The sequence below is a fragment of the Christiangramia sp. 3-2217-3z genome (genome assembly GCF_051195275.1).
Classification (GTDB): Bacteria; Bacteroidota; Bacteroidia; order Flavobacteriales; family Flavobacteriaceae; genus Christiangramia; species Christiangramia marina.
Genome location: NZ_JBNJLI010000001.1, coordinates 405,642 through 428,802, shown reverse-complemented (window position 1 = coordinate 428,802; position 23,161 = coordinate 405,642). Strand labels below are relative to the sequence as shown.

Below are 23,161 nucleotides of genomic sequence, written 5' to 3'. Positions count from 1 at the left end.
TATTTTTGACCTCTAAACAATTTAAAATTTAAGAAACTAGTTATGAAAAAAATCATGCTAATGTCGGCTACTGCGGCCCTTTTGCTATCTTCATGTGTTTCACAGAAAAAATACAATGAACTTGAAACAAAACAACGTGAAACTCAGGATCAATTAAATACTGCTACAGTAAAATTGAACTCCTGTCTTGATGAAAAAGAGCGTCTAAATAGCCAGGTTGCAAATTTAAATAATACCAATGCTGCGTTATTGAACAACGTAGGGAACTTAGCAACTCTTTCTAAGAAAGAAGCTGAGAACATGGAACGTTCTTTGGAAAGTATCAAAGAAAAAGACCTTGCAATTCGTTCTATGCAAGATGCAATGAACAAGAAAGATTCTGTAACTCTTGCTCTTGTAACCAGTCTTAAAGGAGCTCTTGGCAACCTTAATGATGAGGATATCGAGATTAATGTTGAGAAAGGTGTTGTTTACGTATCTATTTCAGACAAATTACTTTTCGATAGCGGTCGTTACAACGTAACATCTCGTGCGAAAGAAGTTCTTGGTAAAGTAGCTACTGTTGTAAACAACAAGCCAAATATCGAATTTATGGTTGAAGGTCATACAGATGACAAAGTAATCAGCACTTCTATGTTCGAAGATAACTGGGATCTAAGTGTGAAACGTGCAACTTCTGTAGTACGTGTTCTTCAGGATGAGTTTGGTGTTGAGCCAGCTCGTATGACTGCTGCAGGTAGATCTTACTATGTACCACTTGCAAGCAATGAAACTGCTGAAGGTCGTGCTAAGAACCGTAGAACAAGAATTGTTGTTCTTCCTAAACTTGATCAATTCTATAGTATGATCGAAGATGGAATGGAGAAAGCTAGTTCTCAGTCTAACTAATTATAAACCTTTCTATATATCAAAGCCTCTGCATTGCAGGGGCTTTTTTATTTATCAGTTTTAACATCTGATCTTCAGGAATTTATATTATTTTAGTAGTATTCCCTACTCTCTAAATCACTAATGATGAAAGCACTCAAAATTAGTAGCGGAATACTTCTTCTAGGTCTCTCCCTGTTCCAGGTATCCTGCTCCTCGGAAACTATTGAAACTAAGACCGAATCAACAGAAAACATTTATACTTCAGCTGAGTTTGAAATTAGAGAAATTGATCTCAACTCTTATAAAATGCTTACCGAGATTGAATATCCTCCGGCTAAAAATCGATCCTGCGAAATCACGTCGTTTCAAAGTCTACTTCGGAAGAATTTCGAGAAACTGATTGAAGATCCAAACTTTGATGTGGAACCGGTTTTCTATTTAAGAGACCTTCATACCAAATATGTTACTCATTATATTGGTCCGAATTATTATGGTAGTGATGGACAATACGATCATCTAGCAGATAAACGCATACGAGAACTTCAGAAATTCTGGCAGCTTGACCGGCAGATCTATTTAAATGGACAGCATACCGCAACCCTGGAAGATCCGCAGCAATTAGCAGATATGATAGAAAGCTTCGATCGTAGCATTCGCAATGCTACAGAAGCCAGAATTAAAGCTTCACATATTATTGAAACTTATGAGAAAAGCACGCAGATCCCCGAAAATACCTTCTTTGCCCTCGATGCATTTACCAGATCAAATGGTCTTCTGGTCATAAGTGATGGTATTTTGGAGTTACTGGAAGAATCAGGGATTCCCGGAGAAATAGCCTTTAGCGGACTCCTTGCTCACGAATGGTGGCACCAGGCTCAATTTGAGTATAATCAACAATGGAAGAGTGACTATATCAATTTAGAGAATCCTGAGCTTTTAAGAGAACTAGAGGCAGATTTTGCAGCAGCTTATTTTCTGGGTCACAAAAGAGGTGCAACTTATAATTGGAAGCGCATCGAATCATTTTTCGACATGAGCTATAGTTCCGGAGATTGTTTTACTGAAAGTCCAGGTCATCATGGAACACCTGCTCAAAGATTGAAAGCTGCCCAAAGCGGTTTCGAACTGGCGTACTCTGAGAAAAAGAAAGGAAAACCAGGAAATCCATTAGAAATACATACGGCGTTTTTGGAATCCATGTAATAAAAAAGCCCTCGCTAGAGGGCTTCATTCATTTAGTTAATTATAGGTTACTTCTTAAGAAAATCTACGAGTAACCTGTTAAACTCTGCAGTGTGAGTTAGAACAAGACCGTGTGGAGCATCCATCAACTCGTGGTATTCACTATTTGCAATCATTTCGGCACTCTTTTTTCCAGACATTTTAATAGGTACGACTTGATCTGCGGTACCATGAACAACCAGCGTAAGAATATCGAATTTCTTTAGATCTTCTCTAAAATCTGTTTTTCCGAACGAGTCGACACATTCCAAAGTGGCATTCGGTGATGCCTGACATCCTATAGACCAATAGTAGTGCGCCATATCTTCACTTATTCTATCTGCATTGTCTTCGAAGTTGAGAAATTGGTCTCCAAATTCTGATAAAAATCCGGGACGGTCCTTTCTAAGATTCTTTTTAAAACCCTCAAATGTCTCTTCTTCCAATCCATCAGGATTATCGTCAGTCTTCAGCATAAATGGTGGCACTGCGGATATCAATGCCGCTTTGCTTAATTTAGAAGTTCCGTAGTTTGCGATATAGCGGGCTACTTCTCCTCCACCCATAGAAAAACCAACGATCGTAGCATCCTTAAGGTCTAATTTATTGATAAGATCATTCAAATCCTTTGCCAGCGAATCATAATCATATCCAGTCCATGGCTTATCACTTGCTCCAAAACCTCTGCGATCGTAGGCAATACATCTAAATCCTGCCTCAACGATAGGTTCTATCTGGTATTCCCACATTCTATGACTTAATGGCCAACCATGAATTAAAATTACCGGTTTACCTTCACCATAGTCTTCATAATATAAATTAATAGGTTGCCCCTTAACTTTAGTTGTAGTCTCTAATGTACTCATAACTTATTTTTTCTTTTAAGTTACTATCCCATAATGAGTTTGAAAAAACCTGATAAGGCTTTAATAGCGAATTAACTAGAAAGAGCGGGAAATCTTAAAATTTTACATGATTTCAACGGAACCTTTTCCTTCACGGATTACTTCGGGCTCTGGCGTTGTAAGATCGATTACAGTTGAAGCAACATTATCGCCATAACCACCATCGATTACCAGATCCACCAGGTTATCCCATTTCTCACGAATTAATTCTGGATCTGTACTGTATTCCAGTACCTCATCTTCATCCCTAATCGAGGTTGAAATAATTGGGTTACCAAGTGCCTTGACTATCGCCTGACAAATGGAATTATCCGGAACCCTGATCCCTACTGTTTTTTTCTTTTTGAAGACACTTGGAAGATTATTTCCGCCCGGTAATATAAAAGTATATGGGCCTGGTAAACATCTTTTAAGAATCTTGAAGGTAGTTGTATCGATTTGTTTTACATAATCAGAAAGATTGCTAAGATCTTCGCAAACAAAGGAAAAATTAGCTTTTTCCAGTTTTACGTTCTTGATCCTCGCAATCTTTTCTAATGCACTGTTATTGGTGATATCGCATCCCAACCCATATATGGTATCTGTTGGATATATGATAAGGCCTCCTTTTTTGAGGACTTCTACTACCTTATTTATATGTTTTGGTGCAGGATTTTCATCGTAAATTCTTAGAAGTTCAGCCATATTAGTATGTTTTTGATCTTCTTAAAATTAAGATATTCCGCGCAAATCTAAGGTCTTAGTCTGCCTTTTTAACTTCGCTTTCAAGTTTCAAAACATTGCTACCATCTTCCTGTTCGATGTACAATGCTTTGTTGCCTTCTTCTCCATCGCGGGTCACTTCATTTCCATCGATCGTACGGGTTACTTTCTTGGTAAATGTACTTTGCACTTTTCCTTCCGCAGTTCCATTTCCCCATTCCCATTTTACTTTACTTCCTTCTTTAATCATAACTTTTTTTTTCAAGATAGTTCATAGATCAAATTACCGAAGGAATTTAAATAAATCGCTAACAGTGTTTTACAAGAAGATTAACTTATTCCCGAAGAGGCATAAAAAAAGAGACCTAAAAGCAGGTCTCTATAAAAACGTTGTTTTTTATTTGGTTTCTGGAGTTGTAAAAATGTAGGGATTTATACGACTCTGAGCTAATATATGTATTTTCTACAGTAATTCTAGAAATTTTTAGGAAAGAATTTTCAGCTTCGCAAAACGTAAGAGTAAATTCTTTATACCGCCCTGTTCAAATTCGATTTCAGCTTTTCGATCCTGGCCAACACCCTCAAGTTTAAGAACTTTACCTTTTCCAAAACGCATATGCTCTACTTCATCCCCCGCGGAAAGATTCAAAGTGTTCATTGCTTTCTCCGGCTCTTTTGCAGCTGGCCTTAGTTTTCGAAGTTTACGCAGCTGTTCTTCAGAAGGTTTATGTGCAGGAGGTGGTGTCCCTGTTCTGGGTTTGGATTGTCTTAATTTGCTCTTATCCACATCATCTCCAAAGATATCTGTGTCTATTAAGGGCTTGTACTTATAATCATCCTGTGGCACCAGAGTTTCAAGGTATTGCTCATCGATTTCCTCAATAAATCTACTAGGCTCGGCATCTACAAGTTTACCCCAGCGATATCTGGAAAGTGTATAGGTAAGATAGGCCTGCTTCTCGGCTCTGGTTATAGCTACATAAAACAATCGGCGTTCTTCTTCAAGTTCGCTTCTTGTATTCATACTCATCCCCGATGGAAAAAGATCTTCTTCCATTCCTACGATATATACATAAGGAAATTCAAGACCTTTGGCCAGGTGAATGGTCATGAGTGCAACTCGATCATCATCCCCGGTATCATTATCCAGATCTGTAGCAAGTGCCACATCTTCAAGAAATTCTGATAGAGATCCAGTGGCGTCTGCGATCTCCCGCTGACCTTCCACAAAATCCCTGATACCATTAAGCAATTCTTCTATGTTTTCAATTCTGGCAATTCCTTCAGGTGTACCATCTTTTTTAAGTTCCTGAACCAGCCCGGTCTTTTTAGTCACCATTTCAGCGATCTGGAAGGCGTCCATAGTTTCGTTGGAAATGGCAAAACTCTGGATCATATTCACAAAATTCTCCAGTTTGGTCTGCGTTCCTCGGTTGATCTTAAGATCAAGTTTGTCCAGATTCTGAATAACTTCAAAAATAGACCTGTTATGCTGATTGGCGGTTACAGAAAGCCGGTCCATCGTGGTCTGTCCAATTCCTCGCGCTGGATAGTTGATCACTCTTTTCAGAGCCTCTTCATCCTTATTATTCAGTATAAGTCTTAGATAAGAAAGAACATCCTTGATCTCTTTTCGCTGGTAGAATGAAAGTCCGCCATAAATTCTATAAGGAATATCCCTCTTCCGCAGCGCATCTTCCATCGCCCTACTCTGCGCATTCGTTCTATAAAGGATGGCGAAATCACCATTATTAAGCTGTTGTTGCATTTTGTTCTCAAAGATAGAACTGGCAACATAACGCCCCTCTTCCCCATCTGTAAGTAACCTATTCACAACGATCTTTGGCCCGTCATCATTCGCGGTCCATACGATCTTATCCAGCTTGGTCTTATTTTTATCAATAATTGAGTTGGCAGCATGTACAATGTTTCGGGTAGACCTGTAATTCTGCTCAAGCCTGTACATCTGTACATTATCATAATCCTTCTGAAAATTCAGAATGTTATTAATATTGGCACCACGAAAAGCATAGATACTCTGGGCATCATCTCCTACCACACATATATTCTGAAATTTATCTGAAAGTGCTCTTACGATCAAATACTGAGAATGATTGGTATCCTGATACTCATCCACCAGGATATATTTAAATCTACTCTGGTACTTGTGAAGTACATCCGGAAACCTGTTCAGTAATTCATTCGTTTTTAGAAGCAGATCATCAAAGTCCATCGCACCCGCCTTGAAACAGCGATCTACATATTGCTGGTAGATCTCTCCCAATCTTGGCTTTTTGGACATAGCATCGGCCTCCTGTAATTCCTGATTCTGGAAATAGGCCTTTACCGTGATAAGACTATTTTTATAAGAAGAAATCCGGTTGTAGACCTGTTTGTATTTGTACACATCCTTGTCCAGACGCATATCTTTTATGATCGCTCTAATCACCGAATGAGAATCCTGAGTATCGTAAATGGTGAAATTTGAAGGGTAACCAAGTTTATCGGCTTCGAACCTCAGCATTTTAGCAAAAACAGAGTGAAAAGTTCCCATCCAGAGATTCTTCGCTTCGCTACTTCCAACGATCTTGGCAATACGCTGTTTCATCTCCCGTGCTGCCTTGTTGGTAAAGGTTAACGAAAGAATATTGAACGCATCCACTCCCTGATTCATCAGGTAAGCAATCCTGTAGGTTAACACCCTTGTTTTGCCAGATCCCGCACCGGCAATAACGATCATTGGTCCGTCTTTCTGCAGCACCGGGGCCCTTTGTGCATCATTTAATTCAGCTAAGTAAGCTTCCAAATCTTCTCCATTTTATTAATGCTGAAAGGTAACTAAAATGCTCAAAAAACTAAACCCGTATCCAACCGATTTTTAAACATTAAGGAAGTCTTCTGAAGCATTGCACGATATTTTAATATCTTTAAAAATTCAACATTATTCCATCTTACTTCCATGAAGAAATTGATTTTGCTATTTACTATTCTTTGGGTAAATTTATCTTTTGCTCAAAAATTTGAACCTGGAAATGTTATTCCTGAATATGGCAAAACCATCATTGTTCCTCATGCCGAAATTGAAGCAGATACCAATCTGGTATACAATGTGGTATTTGATATCGACAGGAATTTTGATCCTGCAGAAGTCAATAAACTGGTAGAAACAGCCGCCCGATTTTTAAATATGCATCAAAAAGCTGGAGTAGATCCTGAAAATATGCATCTCGCTTTGGTCTTTCATGGCTCAGCCAACAAGGATGTTCTCGATGATGCTTCGTATTCTGAGGCGTATCCTGATACTGAAGAAAATCCGAATACTCCGCTGTTTACAGCACTGGCAAATGCCGGAACAGAACTTATCGTATGCGGGCAGAGTGCAGCACATCATAATGTAGATCCTGAAAATGTTCATAAAGATATAAAGTATGCTCTTTCAGCAATGACAGCACTTGTGCAACTTCAGGCAGATGGTTATCATTTGATAAAATTCTAAACTTTCTAAGATGAAACATATAATTACTTTAAGCATTTTTCTGGCAACACTTGGACTTCAGGCGCAGCAGAATGTTCCAGAAGATGAATTTCAGAATATAGAAGATAAGGTGATCGATTGGCGAAGAGATTTTCACGAAAATCCGGAATTATCCAATCGTGAATTCGAAACCGCTAAAAAGATAGCAGCACACCTGAAGTCACTTGGTATCGAAACTACTACTGAAATTGCAAAGACCGGGGTGGTGGGAATTTTAAAAGGTGACAAGCCTGGCAAAACCCTGGCTCTTAGAGCAGATATCGATGCGCTACCGGTGACAGAAAAAAATGATCTGGAATTTAAGTCAATTAAAACCACTGAATTCTTAGGTTCTCAAACCGGAGTGATGCATGCTTGCGGACATGATACTCACACCGCAATTCTTATGGGTGTTGCTGAAATTCTTTCAAAGCATAAGGACAAGATCAATGGAACCGTGAAATTTATTTTTCAACCTGCTGAAGAGGGACCGCCACCGGGTGAGGAAGGTGGAGCTGCCCTAATGATCAAAGAAGGTGTTCTTGAAAATCCTGATGTAGATGCCATCTTTGGATTGCATATTAATGCTGCTACTCTAGTAGGTACGATCAAATACAAACCTGAAGGCACCATGGCAGCAGTGGAAAGATTTGTAATCAATGTCCAGGGTAAACAGGCGCATGGTTCAGCTCCATGGAGTGGTGTGGATCCAATACTTATTTCTGCAAAGATCATTGATGGTCTGCAAACTATCATCAGTAGAAACGCAGATTTAACGGAGTCGGCTTCTGTAATTACGGTTGGAAAGATCACCAGTGGTGTGCGATTTAATATCATTCCTGAAACTGCCGAACTTATTGGTACCGTTAGAACATTAGATCCAGAAAATAAAAAAGTGATCCTATCCAGAATGCGCGAACTTGTCCCGGCAATTGCCAAGGCATACGGTGGTTCTGCTACGATCGATATTCAGAATAATACCGCGATCACTTTTAATGATGTAGCCCTGACTAAACAAATGCTTCCCACACTTGAAAATGTTGCTGGAAAAGAGAACGTAAATTTAATGAAGGCAACCACTGGTGGAGAAGATTTTTCCTTTTTTCAGGAAAAAGTTCCAGGATTTTATTTCTTTTTAGGTGGAATGCCTGAAAATGCCGAACCTACAAGGCACCATACTCCCGACTTTTTTATTGATGAAAGCGGACTTTTACTTGGTGTGAAAACAATGACACAATTAACCCTTGATTTTTTAAGTAATTCCTAATGGATCAAATTTTAAGCTTTTTAACCTCTATCCCATGGTGGGGATGGATACTACTCATATTAGTAATCATCGCTATTAACGATGTTCTCTTTAATCGGAAGCATACTATTAAGCACAATTTCCCCGTGGTTGGGCATCTTCGCTACTTCCTGGAAAGCATTGGACCTGAAATTAGACAATATCTGGTAGCCAATAACAGGGAAGAATTACCTTTCAACAGGCGTGAAAGAAGCTGGATATATGCTTCAGCAAAAAATGAAAATAATTATGAGGGCTTCGGTACAGACCAGGACATGTATTCTTCGCACTATATTTTTGTCAAAAATTCCATTCTCCCTTATAAATTACCTGCAGGACATCCAAACCAGAAAAACTCGGGATTGATCCCTTGCGCAAAGGCAATGGGAACCTACAATAATCGGAAACGACCATTTAGACCGGCTTCAGTAATTAACGTGTCGGCAATGAGTTATGGTTCACTTTCAGCAAAGGCTATAGAGTCTTTGAACGAAGGTTGTAAACTTTCCGGAGCTTATCATAATACTGGTGAAGGCGGATTGTCTCCTTACCACAAAAAAGGTGCAGATGTTGTTTTCCAGATAGGAACCGGATACTTTGGAACCAGAGATGAACAGGGTAATTTCGACATGTCCAAATTAGTCAGACTGGTACAGGAAAATCCACAGGTGAGAGCAATCGAACTTAAATTATCCCAGGGTGCAAAACCTGGAAAAGGAGGTGTTCTTCCAGCCAAAAAGATTTCAAAAGAGATTTCAGAAATACGGGGAGTTCCAATGGGAAAGGATGTTCTTTCACCGGCTTACCATTCAGCTTTCGGCGACCTTGAAGAAATGATTACTTTTCTTGAGGAAATTGCAGCGGCCACAGGTCTTCCGGTAGGAATTAAAGCTGCCATTGGAAATCTTGATGACTGGCATACACTTGCAGGGATCATGAAATCTAAAAATCACGGACCCGATTTTATTACTATAGACGGGGGTGAAGGCGGTACCGGTGCTGCGCCTCCAAGTTTCGCAGATCATGTTTCCGTCCCTTGGATCTACGGTTTTAGTGATGTTTACAAGATCTTTCAGGAATATGAGCTTACTGAAAGGGTCGTTTTTGTAGCGGCTGGTAAACTTGGATTCCCCGCAAAAGCTGCGATGGCATTTGCTTTGGGTGCAGATTGTATCAACGTTGGTCGGGAAGCGATGATGAGTATTGGTTGTATACAGGCTCAAAGCTGTCATACCAATACCTGCCCTACTGGAATTGCAACTCAGAATAAATGGCTGCAAAGAGGTATTGATATTGCAGATAAATCGATGCGTACTAATTTCTACTTTGTAAAATTCAGAAAAGAGCTGCTTCAAATTACGCATGCCTGTGGTCATGAACATCCCGCACAGTTCACCACCAACGATATCGAGATCAACTTAAGTGATAAGAATCTTTCAAATACATTAGAATCTACTTTTGGATATACTAAGGATAAAGTAAATTTCCAGTCTGTAACAGAATTAGTGACGTGTCCACACTTAGGTGGTAACCTTGATTTAAAATCGCTACAAATAACTGAAGACGCTATACATTAATACTTATGAACGAATCTGATGTTTTTCAATTGATCTATGGAATACTTCCGGCAGTAATTGTTGGTTTGGTAAGTTTTTACTTTTTTCACACCTATTCCAGTAATGAGGAAAATCGTAGAAGGTTTTTATTGCTTAGAGAAAAACAGAAAACTTCATTACCCATTAGATTACAGGCATACGAACGACTGACCTTATTCCTGGAGAGAATATCTCCCGGTAAACTACTATTTCGTGTTGAGCCTGTTGCTGAAGATGTTTCAGCTTATACAAGTTTATTAATAGCTAATATTGAACAGGAATTCGAGCATAATCTAGCGCAGCAAATCTATGTTAGCAATGAATGCTGGGACTATATAAGAACTTCGAAAAATGCTATGATCAGCATGATCAGAAATGCTTCAGGTAAAGAAATTGTATCGAATCCGGATGATTTAAGAAAAGTTATTCTTGAGGCAATGATGGAAAAACAATCACCTACCGAAGCTGCATTAGGGTTCATCAAGCAGGAAGTTAGAAACCTAGCTTAAACCACGAAGATTTAGCAGCTTTACGCTCCATTTCTTTTTTTTCGGCATACTCAAAACCCTGCTGCCACCAGTCGGTCATATCTTTTTTGTTGAAAACAAGAGAATTTTCGGTCAGCTTAGTCGGGGTATAGTAGATATTCAGTTTGACCTTTTTATTCATGGCTGCCAGTTTCCCCTCCACAATATCATGGTACTCGACCTGGTCCAACAAGAAACCGAAGAGGTTGACCATTAATGAAAAAGGATTCTTACCTAGAACTTTATTGTATTCCATATTTTCGGCTTCCAGAATGATCGCATCCACTTCTGTAGCACCGCGCTTAATGGCCTCCCTGATAGGAACCACACATCCCAGACCACCGTCTGCATATTCAAAACCATCTTTGGTCGCGAGACTCATAAAAGGTATATAATTACAACTTATCCAGATCCAGTCACAAAAGTCGTCATACTCGAAATCGTGGATAGATTTATATTCCACCCTATTTTTGGATAGATTGGATACGGTGACGACCACATCTTTAATATTGGATTTGAGCTCGTTAAAATCCTGCTGAGAAAAATTCTTTCGAATGCTTCTACGTAAAGCTTTACTTTCCCCAAAGGTTCGGCGCTGTTTTATAAATTGCCAGATCGTATTGAGGTAATTGATCGTCACATATTCCCGGCCATCTTTTTTCTTCACTACAAAAGGGTTGACGCTAAAGATCGTTCTTTGGGTGACATTGGTATAGACATCGTAAACCTTCTGGATGTTTCCTGCAGCGAGGTGAGGAATAAGCAAACTGCCGGTACTGGTACCTAAAAAAAGATCATACCTTCTTTTTTGTTCCTGAATTAGATGTTGGGCCACGCCGCCTGCAAAGGCGCCTTTACTTCCTCCTCCAGATATAACCAGTGCTCGCATTAAGGTTCAATTTCGTTAATTTCTTCGTTTCTGTACTTGGCAAACTCATAACCACTCTCCCACCATTCCAGCATTTTATCCTTATCAAAAATAAGAGAATTCGTTGTTAGAACGCTTGGAGTATAGTAAAAATTGATTATACAATCTTTATTCGCTGCTGAAAATTTTCCGATCCTGATGTTCTGAGTTTCGATCCTGTCCAGCATAAATGCAAAAAGATTGGTGATGAGCGAAAATACATTCTTTGAAGGCATCCTGTTGAAATAAGTTACTTCAGTTTGTAGGATGATCGCATCCACTTCTGTGGCACCCCGCTTAATCGCTTCCTCAATAGGCACCATACTTCCCAAACCACCATCAGCATATTCACATCCATTTTTGGTGACCAGGCTCATGAATGGCGTGTAATTGCAGGAAATCCAAATCCAGTCTATAAATGCATCGTAATCGTAGTCCTTGATACTCTTATATTCCACTTCGTTCAGCGAGAGATTGGAAACAGTAACCACAACTTCCTTATGGCTGTCCTTCAGTTGCTTAAACTCTTCTTTCGTAAAGGTCTTCTGAAGCAGGGTTTTGAGATTTAAACTATCGCCGAAGGTTTTACTTCCTTTTAGAAAATTCAGAATAACATTAAAATGGTTAATGCTGATTGTTTCCTGCCCGTGCTTCTTTTTAATAAGGAATGGTCTGCTACTAAAGATGCTGGATTGATTAACGCTCGTAAAAGCTTTTTTAACTTTCTCTGCCTTTTGCAGAGCCATATGGGAAAGAAGCAAACTTCCTGTAGAGGTTCCTATAAAAAGATCATAATCGCGCCCCAGATCTTCAGTAAGATACTGCGCAACTCCGCCGGCAAAAGCTCCCTTGCTTCCTCCTCCTGAAATTACGAGTGCTCTCATCCTAACTTGAAATTTTAGAGTTTAAATATCTGCTATGCTTCTCCTCTAAGTCTGCAGAAACATTTATCAATTTCTCTCGATATTCCTCATTTTCGATCAATTCATCTAGTAACTTTCTTGCAAAATCCCGGAACCTGTAGGCATGATGATCTGTTGCCATCAACAGGCTCTCCAAACTAGACTCATTAAAAGCTCCTAGCTGGTATAAATATCCAAAGGCATTTTCCCTTACTTCAAATGGATTTGATGGATTTGTGTAACCTGATAATTTCTCAAAGTATTCAGAAGTTTTTTCCGGCTCGAATTCGGCAGTTACCAGGCTTAAGGTTAGCCAGAGCACACGTACGTTTTTATTATAGAATCCGTCTATATTCCTGGTTTTATTCAGATAATCTACTTTTTTCTGTGGAAATCTTTCCCATAATTCGAACAATGCCTTTTCGATGGTGAGATAAGATTCATCATCTAATAAACTTTCAAAACTGGATTGCAGTTGCTGCGGAATTATTTGCATACTGGTAGCGATCGCCTGTCTCACATATAGATTGTTAGACTCAAATGCCTTTTTATATAAACTCCTGCTTAAATCTGAATTTTCGCCGACCAGTTGATATACTACCTCCTGACCTAAATAATCATTTACAGGGAAGTCCAGGATTTTGTCCAGATATTCATGTTTCGTTTCTAGCGGAGTTTCCCGCAGTGCAGCAAGCTCAAGGTAAGATTTGATAAATTCTGATTCTCTTAAAGCGTTCAGCGATTGGTTGGCTTTAAAAGCTGACTGTTCTAACCAGTCAGTTTTATACTGACTAAGGTCCATTCCCGAAGCAAGTTCCATTTCCGCAAGAAAATTATCGGTTTCCACATTCTTAAAAGCATAAGTTTCGAGATAACTTTTTATGCCCTTTCTAAAAGCTTCCTCACCAACTTTTTCACTTAGAATATGTAAAGCCCAGGCTCCTTTTTGATAATAAGTACTGGAACTTCCGGTTGAAGACAATAATTTCTGTCCTTTTCCTGAATCGCTTAATTCCTTTAAAACCTCTGCCGACTGGTATAACTTCCAGTAAAAATAATCCTCTCCAAAGATCTCTTTTTCAGCTAATAATGCATAGTAAGTGGCAAATCCTTCGTGCAACCAGTGATGTTTTCCGCTTTTCTCGGTAACAAGATTTCCAAACCATTGATGAGCCAGCTCATGTGCATTTACATTCACATAATTTTGATCATGGTAACCTATGGAATCCACCATAAGAGATTCAGAAAAAATAGTAGTTCCTGTATTCTCCATACCAGCATACAGAAAATCTCTTACGGGAATCTGCTTATATTTAGCCCATGGATACGCTATACCAATTTCCTGTTCAAAGAAATCCATGATCTCCACAGAATGCCTGTAAGTTGGCTCCAGCAGTAAAGAATCCTGCGGCAGATAATAATTCTGGATCTCAATTCCTGAAGTAGAAGTTATGGTTTTGGAAAGATATTTTCCTGCTGCGAATCCAACCAGATAAGAACTCATAGGTTCTTCCATATTGAATTTCCACAGTCTAACGGAATCGTTTATAATTTCACTGCTAATATTTTCGCCATTGGCTATGAGTTCGTAAGAAATGGGAAATTCAAAATTAAGGTCAAATTCTGCTTTCTCATTCATATCATCGATACTTGGCAACCAGCTGGAAGTGTACTTCCCCTGACCCTGCGTCCAAACCTGCCTTTCTTCTTCGGCAATATCAGGATCATTCCAATTGATGAAATAGACAGCTTTTTTTGGAGTTACCTCATAGTTAAGGGATAAGGAAATACTATCATTCACCTTGAAGTCATGAAGAATATAAATTCCTTCTGTATCTACTGAAAAATCAATGCTTTTACCATCCAGCTGTACATTTTTAAAATGCATATTGTTGCCGTTTATGAACAAGCTGTCATCAGGATAAAGTACCTCTATCTTATAGAGTACGTTTCCTTCGATTTTTTTTCGAGATGGATCAATTTTAAGGTGAGCATCCACTTTCTGAAAATCAAATCGTTCTACCTGGTTATCACGAATCTTCTGAGCATGTATAAGGGACATGTTCAGAATTAAAAAAAGTGCTGTTAAATATCGCATTCAGATTTAAAATATCTCATGCAAATTACAAAAAATTGAAGCTGTTATGAGATTTCCTGAAGATTAAAACTAGTTTCTGCAAGGCCGCCCATGTAAATCAAACGTATTTAATATCTTCGTTTTTATGATCCAGAACCTGCTGCAAACCCCTATTGAGTATCTTAAAGGAGTTGGTCCCAACCGGGCCGATCTTTTTAAGAAGGAACTCAACATCAGCACCTATCGAGACCTCATCAATTTTTTTCCTAATCGATATATAGATAAAACAGGTTTCTATAAGGTCGCACAATTGCAGCAAAACTCTTCGGAAGTACAAATTGTTGGCAAGATCGTCCATCTAAAGATGGTTGAACAGAAGAAAGGCAAACGCCTGGTAGCCGATTTTGTTGATGACACCGGAAGAATGGAGCTGGTCTGGTTTAGAGGCCATAAGTGGATAAGGGAAAACATCAAATTGAATACGCCTTATGTCATCTTCGGAAAAACGAATTTTTACAGTGGGATGTTCAGTATGCCACATCCGGAACTTGAACTGGTATCAGATTATAAGAGGAATCTAAGGGTAGCGATGCAACCGGTATATCCTTCTACTGAATTACTTCAGAAGAAAGGAGTTACTAATAGAGTGATCATGAAATTGATGCAGGAAGTGCTGCAACAAACCGGGATGAAATTTTCTGAAAGTCTGAATCCGGAATTGCTGGAAGAACTAAAACTTCTGGGAAAGGCGGCATCACTATTCAATATTCATTTTCCGAAGAACCAGGAATTGTTGGCAAAAGCGCAGTTCCGACTCAAATTCGAGGAGCTTTTTTATGTGCAACTGCAATTACTACGCAGAAACCTTATGCACAAACAAAAGATCAAGGGTTTCAATTTTGACAAAGTAGGTCATATTTTCAACGACTTTTACAGCAATCATTTACCGTTCGAACTTACCAATGCTCAAAAACGTGTGGTCAAGGAAATACGAGGTGATATGGGAAGTGGCGCCCAGATGAACAGGCTCTTACAGGGAGATGTAGGTTCCGGAAAGACCATTGTTGCCTTAATGTCCATGCTCCTTGCGCTCGATAATAATTTCCAGGCATGTTTGATGGCTCCTACAGAAATTCTCTCTATTCAGCATTATCAGGGTTTAGTAGAACTTTGTGTAGAACTAAAATTGAATATTCGATTGCTTACCGGATCAACCAAAACCAGGGAGCGCCGGGAAATCCATGAACAACTGGAATCTGGCGAGATCAATATTCTTATTGGCACCCATGCTCTTCTGGAAGACAAAGTGAAATTTAAGAATCTTGGTCTTGCTGTGATCGATGAACAACATCGTTTTGGAGTGGCACAAAGAGCGAAGTTATGGAAGAAGAACCATATTCCACCTCATGTTCTGGTGATGACCGCAACTCCAATTCCACGTACTCTGGCTATGAGTTTGTATGGAGATCTGGATATTTCGGTCATTGATGAACTACCTCCGGGTCGTAAACCTATTAAAACCGTTCATCGCTATGATAGCAATCGCTTAAAGGTTTTTGCTTTTATCCGGGATGAAATTCAGAAAGGCCGGCAGGTTTATATCGTATATCCGCTTATACAGGAATCTGAAAAAATGGATTACAAGGATCTTATGGATGGGTATGAAAGTATCGCCAGAGAATTTCCAGAGAACCAGATCTCTATTGTTCACGGCCAGATGAAACCTGCCGATAAGGATTTTGAAATGCATCGTTTTGTCAAGGGAGAAACAGATATTATGGTTGCCACTACCGTGATCGAAGTAGGAGTAAATGTTCCTAACGCCAGTGTGATGATCATAGAAAGTGCTGAAAGGTTTGGTCTTTCGCAGCTACACCAGTTAAGAGGACGTGTGGGGCGTGGTGCTGAACAGAGTTTTTGCATCCTTATGACGGGTCATAAACTTTCCAACGACAGTAAAACGAGATTGGAAACAATGACTTCTACCAACGATGGTTTTGAGATCGCTGAAGTTGACCTGAAGCTAAGAGGTCCTGGAGATCTTATGGGAACTCAGCAAAGCGGGGTTCTTAATTTGAAGATCGCAGATATCGTGAAGGATAATGCAATTCTGCAATCAGCCAGATTTTATGCCAACAGGTTGCTCAAAGAAGATCCAAACCTGGAGAATGAAAAAAACAACACTGTGAAAAACGCCTATTCACGGCTGGTCAAGAACAAAACGATCTGGAATTACATTAGCTAACCGAATCTTATTAGTTACTGACAATCAATTGATTAAATTTTAGTTATCTTTAGAAGACTTACCCCCGGCAAATAGCCTCAACCTATTCTGTACTTTAGAATGCCCCTTTATAGCTTCGGTATAACCACAAAATTCAATAAATCATGGGCAGAAATTTTAAACTTAAATGGAGAATTGGAACATTATTATTCTTTCTAATTCTTAGTATGAATGCGCAGGATCAGGCGCAGGAAACTGTAGATGAACTTTACCAGGTCTATAAGAACCAGGGTGCAAAAGCTGTTTTGGAGAGCTACCAGAAGAACAATCCAAATACCGCTTACGAAGGCATGGCTGAACCCTTGAATATTCTAGCTTACAGATTGATGCAGGAAGAAAATGATCTGGAAGCCGCAAAAATGTTGTTCCAGGCTCAGATCGATGAATATCCACAGGAAGCCAATCCTTATGATTCCTTTTCGGATGTTTTGCTGGAAATGGATAAAAAAGATGAAGCCGTTAAATACATAGAAAAGTCTCTTGCCATTGCTGAAAAGCACGATCATGAACAGGATGATTTGATCATGGAAGCAGGTCTGGCAAAAATTGCCATTCTGGAGAACAGAGATAAGCAACTAAACTTTCTAATTGGAAACTGGAATAACGAAACACAGGTCTACCAAAATGGGGAAGTTTTGAATACCACGAATAGTTCGAACCAAATTTCATTTGATGAGGCCGGTTCCATGCTGGTTATGGATCATGATACAGGTGATAATAAGCCATGTTGTAAAAGAGTCATGGTGTACAATCCACTGGAAGATGAATTTGATGTGGTCTTTATGCGAAGAAATGCGCCTGAAGGAATTTCAAATTCAAAGATGAAAGTAAAGGAAATGGGACCAGATCAATACCAGATCGTAGAGAGCTATCTCGATGATAGCAACCAACAGCTTAGATTTAAACACGATATTACAAAAGAAGACGGCTTGGTTAAATGGGCAGTTTATGAAGAAACCGAAAGTGGCTGGAACAAATCCAGAACAATGAATCTTACCCGTAAAGATTAAAGATTTTAAACTTTAAAACAGCGAAGGAGACATCAATGGTCTCCTTTGTTTTTTAAGGTCTACAAAATAGGATTCTAGATTATGACAAAACCATCTGTAATACTATCTTTGCTGGCTGAAAAAGACTAATCCATGAAGATTTCATACAACTGGCTAAAACAGTTTATCAAACTACCTGAAAATGCAGAGACTACCGGAGAACTTCTTACAGATCTTGGTCTGGAAGTAGAAGGTATTGATACTTTTCAAAGTGTAAAAGGAGGTATGGCCGGCGTAGTTGTTGGTCATGTTTTAAGCTGTGAAGCTCATCCAAATGCAGACAGGTTGAACCTCACCAGAATGAATCTTGGAAACGGTGAAGAAGTACAGATCGTTTGTGGCGCTCCAAATATCGCAGCAGGACAGAAAGTTCCTGTGGCGACTATTGGTACAGTACTATATGATGAAAAAGGTGAAAGCTGGGAAATCAAAAAAGGAAAAATTCGTGGTGAAGAAAGCTACGGAATGATCTGTTCTGAAAAAGAACTTGGTTTAGGCCAGAGTCACGAAGGTATTATGGTGATGGATAATGAGCTGGTTCCCGGGACTCCGGTTGCTGAGCTTTTTGAGGTAGAGAACGACGAAGTTTTTGAAATTGGCCTTACACCTAACCGTGCAGATGCAATGAGTCACTGGGGCGTTGCCCGGGACTTAAAAGCAGGCTACCAGCAACAGGGAAAATTCCTGGAGCTTATAACCCCTTCAGTTAGTAGTTTTCATGTTGATAGCAGAAGTCTAAAGATCCAGATCAAAGTAGATGATTCTAATCTTGCTCCAAGATATTGCGGGGTAACCATTTCTGATGTAAAGGTTGGTGAATCCCCGAAATGGCTTCAGAATAGATTGAAAGCTATTGGACTTGCTCCAAAGAACAATATTGTGGATGCTACCAATTATGTAATGCATGAACTGGGACAGCCACTACACGCATTTGATGCCGGTAAGATCGCTGGTAACGAGATCAACGTTAAGACCGTTGAGGCAGGAACTAAATTCACAACACTTGATGAAGTCGAGCGCGAATTACATGCTGAAGACCTCATGATCTGTGATGCTGAAAAACCTCTTTGTATCGCCGGAATATTTGGCGGACTTGGAAGCGGAGTTACTGAAGGTACTACCCAAATATTTCTTGAAAGCGCGTACTTTAACCCTGTAAGCGTTCGAAAAACTGCAAAGAGACATACGATCAATACCGATGCTTCCTTTAGGTTTGAAAGAGGAATTGATATCAACTCGGTAGAATATGCTTTAAAAAGAGCTGCACTGCTAATCAAGGAAATTTCCGGTGGTGAGATCACCAGCGATATTGATGATCTCTATTTCAAAAAGATCGACGATTTCCAGGTTTTCCTAACCTTTGAGAAGGTTAACAAACTTATTGGTGAGAATCTTGAGGAAGAAACTATAAAATCTATTCTTGCTTCTCTTGAGATCAGAGTGAATAATGTTACAGAAACCGGGATGGGTCTTACGATCCCTTCTTATCGTGTGGATGTGCAAAGAGAGTCTGATGTGATCGAGGAGATCCTTAGAGTCTATGGTTACAATAATATCAAGTTTGGCGATAAACTAAGTTTATCTGTAGCAAACTCCTCAAAATACGAAGATTACAAGATTCAGAATCTTATCGCTCAACAGCTTATAGGACAGGGATTCTATGAAACCATGGCCAACTCGCTAACTACGCCAGCTTATAATGACTTTAGCGATGATGCTAAAGATGAGTACCAGGTGAAAATGTTGAATCCGCTAAGTCAGGATCTTTCGGTTTTACGACAAACCATGCTTTTTTCAGGGCTGGAAGCTATTAGTTACAATCTAAACCGGAAACGAGGCAATCTTCGCATATTTGAATTCGGAAAGACCTATCATTCTTTTGTTAGTGGCAGGGAAGAAAAGAAACATCTTTCGTTGTTCATGTCTGGCAACAGAACTGCTGAGACCTGGAACGCACCAAATTTTCCTGCTGGAAACTTCTTTTACCTGAAAGGAGTGATCGAATCGATTTTTCAGAAATTAGGAATTTTGAATACGCTTAAAACCAAAACCAGTAAAAGCTCTGTATTTTCTGAAAGTCTTCAGATGAGTACGAAGAAGTCGAAACTGGTAGACTTTGGTGTGGTTAAAAGGTCAATTCTGAAGAAATTCGATTTAGATCAGGAAGTAGTTTATGCAGATTTTAACTGGGATGAAATCATAGAAGTTGCTAAACAACATCAGAATAAGTTTAGTGCTATTCCGAAGTATCCTAGCATGCGAAGAGATTTTGCTTTACTTCTTGATAATTCTGTGACTTACGATGAGATCGATCAAATCGCAAAACAAACGGAAAAGAAATTATTGAAAGATGTAAGCCTGTTTGATGTTTACGAAGGTGAAAACCTTCCAGAAGGCAAGAAAAGTTACGCAGTTAGCTTTGTATTTCAGGATGAAAACAAAACACTTACAGACAAGCAAGTAGATAAGATGATGAGTAAGCTTCGGTATAGATTCGAAAAGGAACTGAAAGCAGAATTACGCTAATATTCTCTACGTAGTATCAAAATAAAAAAACCGTACATCAAGTACGGTTTTTTTATTTCAGATCATTTTTCAAATTACAGATCTTTAAAGATCTCATCAACATATTCACGAATCTCACGATCCATTCTCTTAGTCTCAATAGTCTCTTCGGAAGTTCCTCTCCATAAGATCTCGTTCGTTCTTCGATCTATAAGGTCAATAACAATCGAGCGCTCACGATAGGGCACCTGCTTCACTCTGGATCCGCTAATTCTTTGAATTGTAAAATAGTTTTCATACAGGTAATCTTCGTAATAGGATCCAATGAAGAAGCCCGGCTTGTAATATGGGTAATTCGTGTAAACAGGATTTGCATTTACGGCTACCTTTTCATCGAACATCGGGTGAACATACACAAGAACATCAGGTTGTAGCTTATCAAGACTAAAACCTTCTTCTTTCATGTTCGCATTGATGGTCGCCACGATCGTTGAATTGATCGCCTTATTATCCAGTTTGCGATTCAGGATGGTATCCTTATTCGCCAGGAAGGCATAAGTGTCATAAGATTTTAATTGTTTTAGATCGTCTTTTGCCGTTGGAGCACTACTTCCACAAGAAGCTAGGGTTAGTGCCACAATGCTTATAACGAGAAATGTTTTCAAATTTTTCATAGCTTTTTTTTATAATTCTGAATGTAAACGGAAAGAACAGAATAGTAAAATTACAGACCCGGTTTGACTTTTATTTAACTGAAAAAAGCTGCTAATAGCCGCTTTTTTCACAATTTCAGATATTCTGAATTATTTTGTTGGTAAAAGAACTGTATCAATTACGTGGATCACTCCGTTTGATTGATTTACATCTGCAATAGTTACAGTAGCTACATTTCCAGTAGCATCTTTAACCTTTACATTCTTACCATCCATCATAGCAGTGATATCTGCACCACTTACTGTTTTGAAAGTTGCTTTTCCGTTTCCTTTTTTGATAGCATTTACGATGTCTGCAGCTTTAAAGTCTCCTGCAAGTACATGGTATGTCAAAACCGACTGTAATTTGCTTTTGTTTTCTTCTTTTAGCAAAGTCTCTACTGTTCCGTCAGGAAGTGCTTCAAAAGCCTTGTTTGTAGGAGCAAATACTGTAAATGGTCCATCACTGCTCAATACATCTACCAGTTCAGCAGCCTTTACAGCAGCAACCAGAGTTGTATGATCTTTACTATTTACCGCATTCTCTATGATATTTTTTGTTGGGTACATTTCAGCTCCTCCAACCATTTTAGTGTCCTTTGAATTTTGAGCAATACCGCTAGTCGCGATGAATAAAAAACTTAGTAAACTTAGCAATTGTAACTTTTTCATAATTATTTGTTTTGATTATGTATCTAAGTTACGCGTAGGCTGCTTCAACGGTTTTTAAATTGAAGGCAATTGGGATTCTTTTAACAAGATAGAACATCTCCTAAAGTTTTGATCTTTAGCACAAAAAATATAGTAAGTCGTTGTTAGTCTTGAGCTTAATAATTAATTTAGTACAGCTTAAAGACTATGAACATGAAGTTGAAAATATCCCGCACGAATCTACAGCATCAATTAAATAAAACACGGAGTAAACGTATCGATGAGCAGTTGATCATGGATGAGGTTCGCGAGATCCTGATGCAGGACAACCTCCGGGAAGAAACTATTCAGAAAAATCTTCAGGAAATACAAGAGGAATCGAATGATCTTAATTTCGATTTGTTGGAATCAAACCGAATTTATCATAAAGATGATATCTATAAGTTATGTGTGATTTATAGACTTAGGTTCCTGGATTCCGGACTGTTTAAATCTGAAATTCCTTACGAAGCGATCACCAGGATCAAAAGTCTGGAGAATGAACATGACACTACTTTAAAAGGTTTTAAGATCATAGCTCCTTCTAAGTTGTTTAAGCTGAAGAATGCTGATGATCCACTATTATTTGCTCCAATGGGGAATGATTATTATTACCTCATCCATAAATGGGGAAATGATCTCCATCCTTTAAGAAGAATGATCATGTGGCCCTTTAAAACTCTTGAGAATTTTCTTGCGCTATTACTTATCACCAGCTTTCTTACCGCTCTTTTGGTTCCCGATGGTTTATTTAGTCCGCAGCAATCCACTACTCAGTTTTTCATGATTTTCTTTTTTATATTTAAATGGTTTGCCGGGATCTCTATTTTCTATGGCTTCAAAATGGGTAAAAACTTTAGTACAGAGATTTGGGACAGCAAATATTTCAACGCTTAATTAAATTTTGATGAAGTAGCCAAATACTTCGGTATATTCGTATTTGTAATCTTATCTTGTAAAATATGAGTACTTCAGAAGAATATAAAAGAGTCTATACCGGACCAGAAACAAACGTGCAATACCTGCAGGAACTTTTTGGCGAAAGCAATATCCACTCTAGGATAAGAAACGATGTGGAGTCGGCCAGACTTGCTGGTTTTGGTTCCACGCACGGGATGGTATTATTATTCGTTTTTGAAAAAGATTTCGACGAAGCTTTGAAGATCGCTAAGTCTACATTCCCAAATGACTTCGATAATGAATAATGAACTTGAAGAAAGACCTCAACGTAACAAATGGAATCTTATCCTTGGGATCGTCTTTATTTGCTACGGAAGCTTTAGACTCTATCAAAAACTGACTGCAATAGAAACTGATAATTTTGGAACTGCGATCGCCGCGGGATTTATTCTCTTCGGGATTTACGATCTTTATAAATACTATAAAGGCGTTTAAAAAAAAGACCGGCAATTGCCGGTCTTTTTAAATTCAATTTT

At 38.9% G+C, this 23,161-nt stretch carries 21 protein-coding genes; 12 read left to right on the top strand and 9 right to left on the bottom strand.

Annotated elements, in window-relative coordinates; all coding sequences use genetic code 11:
* The first annotated feature begins 42 nt into the window (after nucleotides 1-42).
* Both ACSHZO_RS02075 and ACSHZO_RS02070 read left to right on the top strand, forming a co-directional pair.
* Entirely contained in the window at nucleotides 43-888 is an 846-nt protein-coding gene (locus tag ACSHZO_RS02075; protein WP_298246431.1) for an OmpA/MotB family protein, read from the top strand.
* Nucleotides 889-1,011: 123 nt separating this feature from the next.
* Entirely contained in the window at nucleotides 1,012-2,073 is a 1,062-nt protein-coding gene (locus ACSHZO_RS02070; RefSeq protein ID WP_298246430.1) for a hypothetical protein, read from the top strand.
* A 47-nt stretch (nucleotides 2,074-2,120) separates the two neighbouring features.
* On the opposite strand, the gene ACSHZO_RS02065 is transcribed toward ACSHZO_RS02070, so the two are convergent.
* From ACSHZO_RS02065 to ACSHZO_RS02050, 4 genes are all read right to left on the bottom strand, one after another.
* Entirely contained in the window at nucleotides 2,121-2,957 is an 837-nt protein-coding gene (locus tag ACSHZO_RS02065; RefSeq protein ID WP_298246429.1) for an alpha/beta fold hydrolase, read from the bottom strand.
* Between the two features lie 102 nt (nucleotides 2,958-3,059).
* Nucleotides 3,060-3,680 (bottom strand): L-threonylcarbamoyladenylate synthase, encoded by a 621-nt coding sequence (locus tag ACSHZO_RS02060; RefSeq protein WP_298246428.1) that lies wholly within the window; start codon nucleotides 3,678-3,680, stop codon nucleotides 3,060-3,062.
* Nucleotides 3,681-3,735: 55 nt separating this feature from the next.
* Nucleotides 3,736-3,948, bottom strand: a complete 213-nt coding sequence (locus tag ACSHZO_RS02055) for a DUF2945 domain-containing protein (protein WP_141877135.1) — start codon at nucleotides 3,946-3,948, stop codon at nucleotides 3,736-3,738.
* A gap of 234 nt (nucleotides 3,949-4,182) precedes the next feature.
* Nucleotides 4,183-6,504: an ATP-dependent helicase gene (locus tag ACSHZO_RS02050; RefSeq protein WP_298246427.1), complete on the bottom strand. Its 2,322-nt coding sequence runs from the start codon at nucleotides 6,502-6,504 to the stop codon at nucleotides 4,183-4,185.
* A 153-nt stretch (nucleotides 6,505-6,657) separates the two neighbouring features.
* Between ACSHZO_RS02050 and ACSHZO_RS02045 the strand changes: the two genes are divergently transcribed.
* Genes ACSHZO_RS02045 through ACSHZO_RS02030 form a run of 4 tightly spaced genes read left to right on the top strand, consistent with a single transcriptional unit; the run spans nucleotide 6,658 to nucleotide 10,601 of the window.
* Entirely contained in the window at nucleotides 6,658-7,194 is a 537-nt protein-coding gene (locus tag ACSHZO_RS02045; RefSeq protein ID WP_298246426.1) for a DsrE family protein, read from the top strand.
* A 10-nt stretch (nucleotides 7,195-7,204) separates the two neighbouring features.
* Nucleotides 7,205-8,479 (top strand): amidohydrolase, encoded by a 1,275-nt coding sequence (locus tag ACSHZO_RS02040; RefSeq protein ID WP_298246425.1) that lies wholly within the window; start codon nucleotides 7,205-7,207, stop codon nucleotides 8,477-8,479.
* Nucleotides 8,479-10,074 (top strand): FMN-binding glutamate synthase family protein, encoded by a 1,596-nt coding sequence (locus ACSHZO_RS02035; protein WP_298246424.1) that lies wholly within the window; start codon nucleotides 8,479-8,481, stop codon nucleotides 10,072-10,074. The genes ACSHZO_RS02040 and ACSHZO_RS02035 overlap by 1 nt, the downstream gene beginning before the upstream one ends.
* A gap of 5 nt (nucleotides 10,075-10,079) precedes the next feature.
* Complete coding sequence (locus ACSHZO_RS02030) at nucleotides 10,080-10,601, top strand: hypothetical protein (protein WP_298246423.1); 522 nt, start codon at nucleotides 10,080-10,082, stop codon at nucleotides 10,599-10,601.
* Here the strand turns inward: ACSHZO_RS02030 and ACSHZO_RS02025 are convergent.
* Genes ACSHZO_RS02025 through ACSHZO_RS02015 form a run of 3 tightly spaced genes read right to left on the bottom strand, consistent with a single transcriptional unit; the run spans nucleotide 10,585 to nucleotide 14,490 of the window.
* Complete coding sequence (locus tag ACSHZO_RS02025) at nucleotides 10,585-11,508, bottom strand: patatin-like phospholipase family protein (protein ID WP_298246422.1); 924 nt, start codon at nucleotides 11,506-11,508, stop codon at nucleotides 10,585-10,587. The genes ACSHZO_RS02030 and ACSHZO_RS02025 overlap by 17 nt on opposite strands.
* A complete protein-coding gene (locus ACSHZO_RS02020; RefSeq protein WP_298246421.1) occupies nucleotides 11,508-12,410 on the bottom strand; it encodes a patatin-like phospholipase family protein in 903 nt (300 codons plus the stop codon). The genes ACSHZO_RS02025 and ACSHZO_RS02020 overlap by 1 nt, the downstream gene beginning before the upstream one ends.
* 1 nt (nucleotide 12,411) lies before the next feature.
* Nucleotides 12,412-14,490, bottom strand: a complete 2,079-nt coding sequence (locus ACSHZO_RS02015; protein ID WP_298246420.1) for a M1 family metallopeptidase — start codon at nucleotides 14,488-14,490, stop codon at nucleotides 12,412-12,414.
* 160 nt (nucleotides 14,491-14,650) lie between these two features.
* Between ACSHZO_RS02015 and recG the strand changes: the two genes are divergently transcribed.
* From recG to pheT, 3 genes are all read left to right on the top strand, one after another.
* Nucleotides 14,651-16,750 carry an ATP-dependent DNA helicase RecG gene (recG, locus tag ACSHZO_RS02010; protein ID WP_298246419.1) on the top strand — a complete coding sequence of 700 codons (2,100 nt, stop codon included), beginning with the start codon at nucleotides 14,651-14,653 and terminating at the stop codon, nucleotides 16,748-16,750.
* 143 nt (nucleotides 16,751-16,893) lie between these two features.
* On the top strand, nucleotides 16,894-17,799 hold the full coding sequence (locus ACSHZO_RS02005; protein ID WP_298246418.1) for a hypothetical protein: 906 nt from the start codon (nucleotides 16,894-16,896) through the stop codon (nucleotides 17,797-17,799).
* A gap of 132 nt (nucleotides 17,800-17,931) precedes the next feature.
* Entirely contained in the window at nucleotides 17,932-20,364 is a 2,433-nt protein-coding gene (gene pheT, locus ACSHZO_RS02000) for a phenylalanine--tRNA ligase subunit beta (RefSeq protein ID WP_298246417.1), read from the top strand.
* Between the two features lie 74 nt (nucleotides 20,365-20,438).
* Here the strand turns inward: pheT and ACSHZO_RS01995 are convergent, their stop codons facing one another.
* Both ACSHZO_RS01995 and ACSHZO_RS01990 read right to left on the bottom strand, forming a co-directional pair.
* Nucleotides 20,439-21,017 carry a DUF4136 domain-containing protein gene (locus tag ACSHZO_RS01995; RefSeq protein ID WP_295179483.1) on the bottom strand — a complete coding sequence of 193 codons (579 nt, stop codon included), beginning with the start codon at nucleotides 21,015-21,017 and terminating at the stop codon, nucleotides 20,439-20,441.
* Between the two features lie 129 nt (nucleotides 21,018-21,146).
* The gene (locus tag ACSHZO_RS01990) at nucleotides 21,147-21,707 is read right to left on the bottom strand and encodes a fasciclin domain-containing protein (RefSeq protein ID WP_298246416.1); all 561 of its coding nucleotides are present in this window, start codon (nucleotides 21,705-21,707) and stop codon (nucleotides 21,147-21,149) included.
* A 192-nt stretch (nucleotides 21,708-21,899) separates the two neighbouring features.
* Between ACSHZO_RS01990 and ACSHZO_RS01985 the strand changes: the two genes are divergently transcribed.
* The 3 genes from ACSHZO_RS01985 (at nucleotide 21,900) to ACSHZO_RS01975 (ending at nucleotide 23,120) form a co-directional block, all read left to right on the top strand.
* Complete coding sequence (locus tag ACSHZO_RS01985; RefSeq protein WP_298246415.1) at nucleotides 21,900-22,622, top strand: hypothetical protein; 723 nt, start codon at nucleotides 21,900-21,902, stop codon at nucleotides 22,620-22,622.
* Nucleotides 22,623-22,687: 65 nt separating this feature from the next.
* Complete coding sequence (locus tag ACSHZO_RS01980; protein ID WP_295179489.1) at nucleotides 22,688-22,930, top strand: putative signal transducing protein; 243 nt, start codon at nucleotides 22,688-22,690, stop codon at nucleotides 22,928-22,930.
* Nucleotides 22,923-23,120 carry a hypothetical protein gene (locus ACSHZO_RS01975; RefSeq protein WP_298246414.1) on the top strand — a complete coding sequence of 66 codons (198 nt, stop codon included), beginning with the start codon at nucleotides 22,923-22,925 and terminating at the stop codon, nucleotides 23,118-23,120. Before ACSHZO_RS01980 ends, ACSHZO_RS01975 begins: the two co-directional genes overlap by 8 nt.
* Nucleotides 23,121-23,161: the final 41 nt, after the last annotated feature.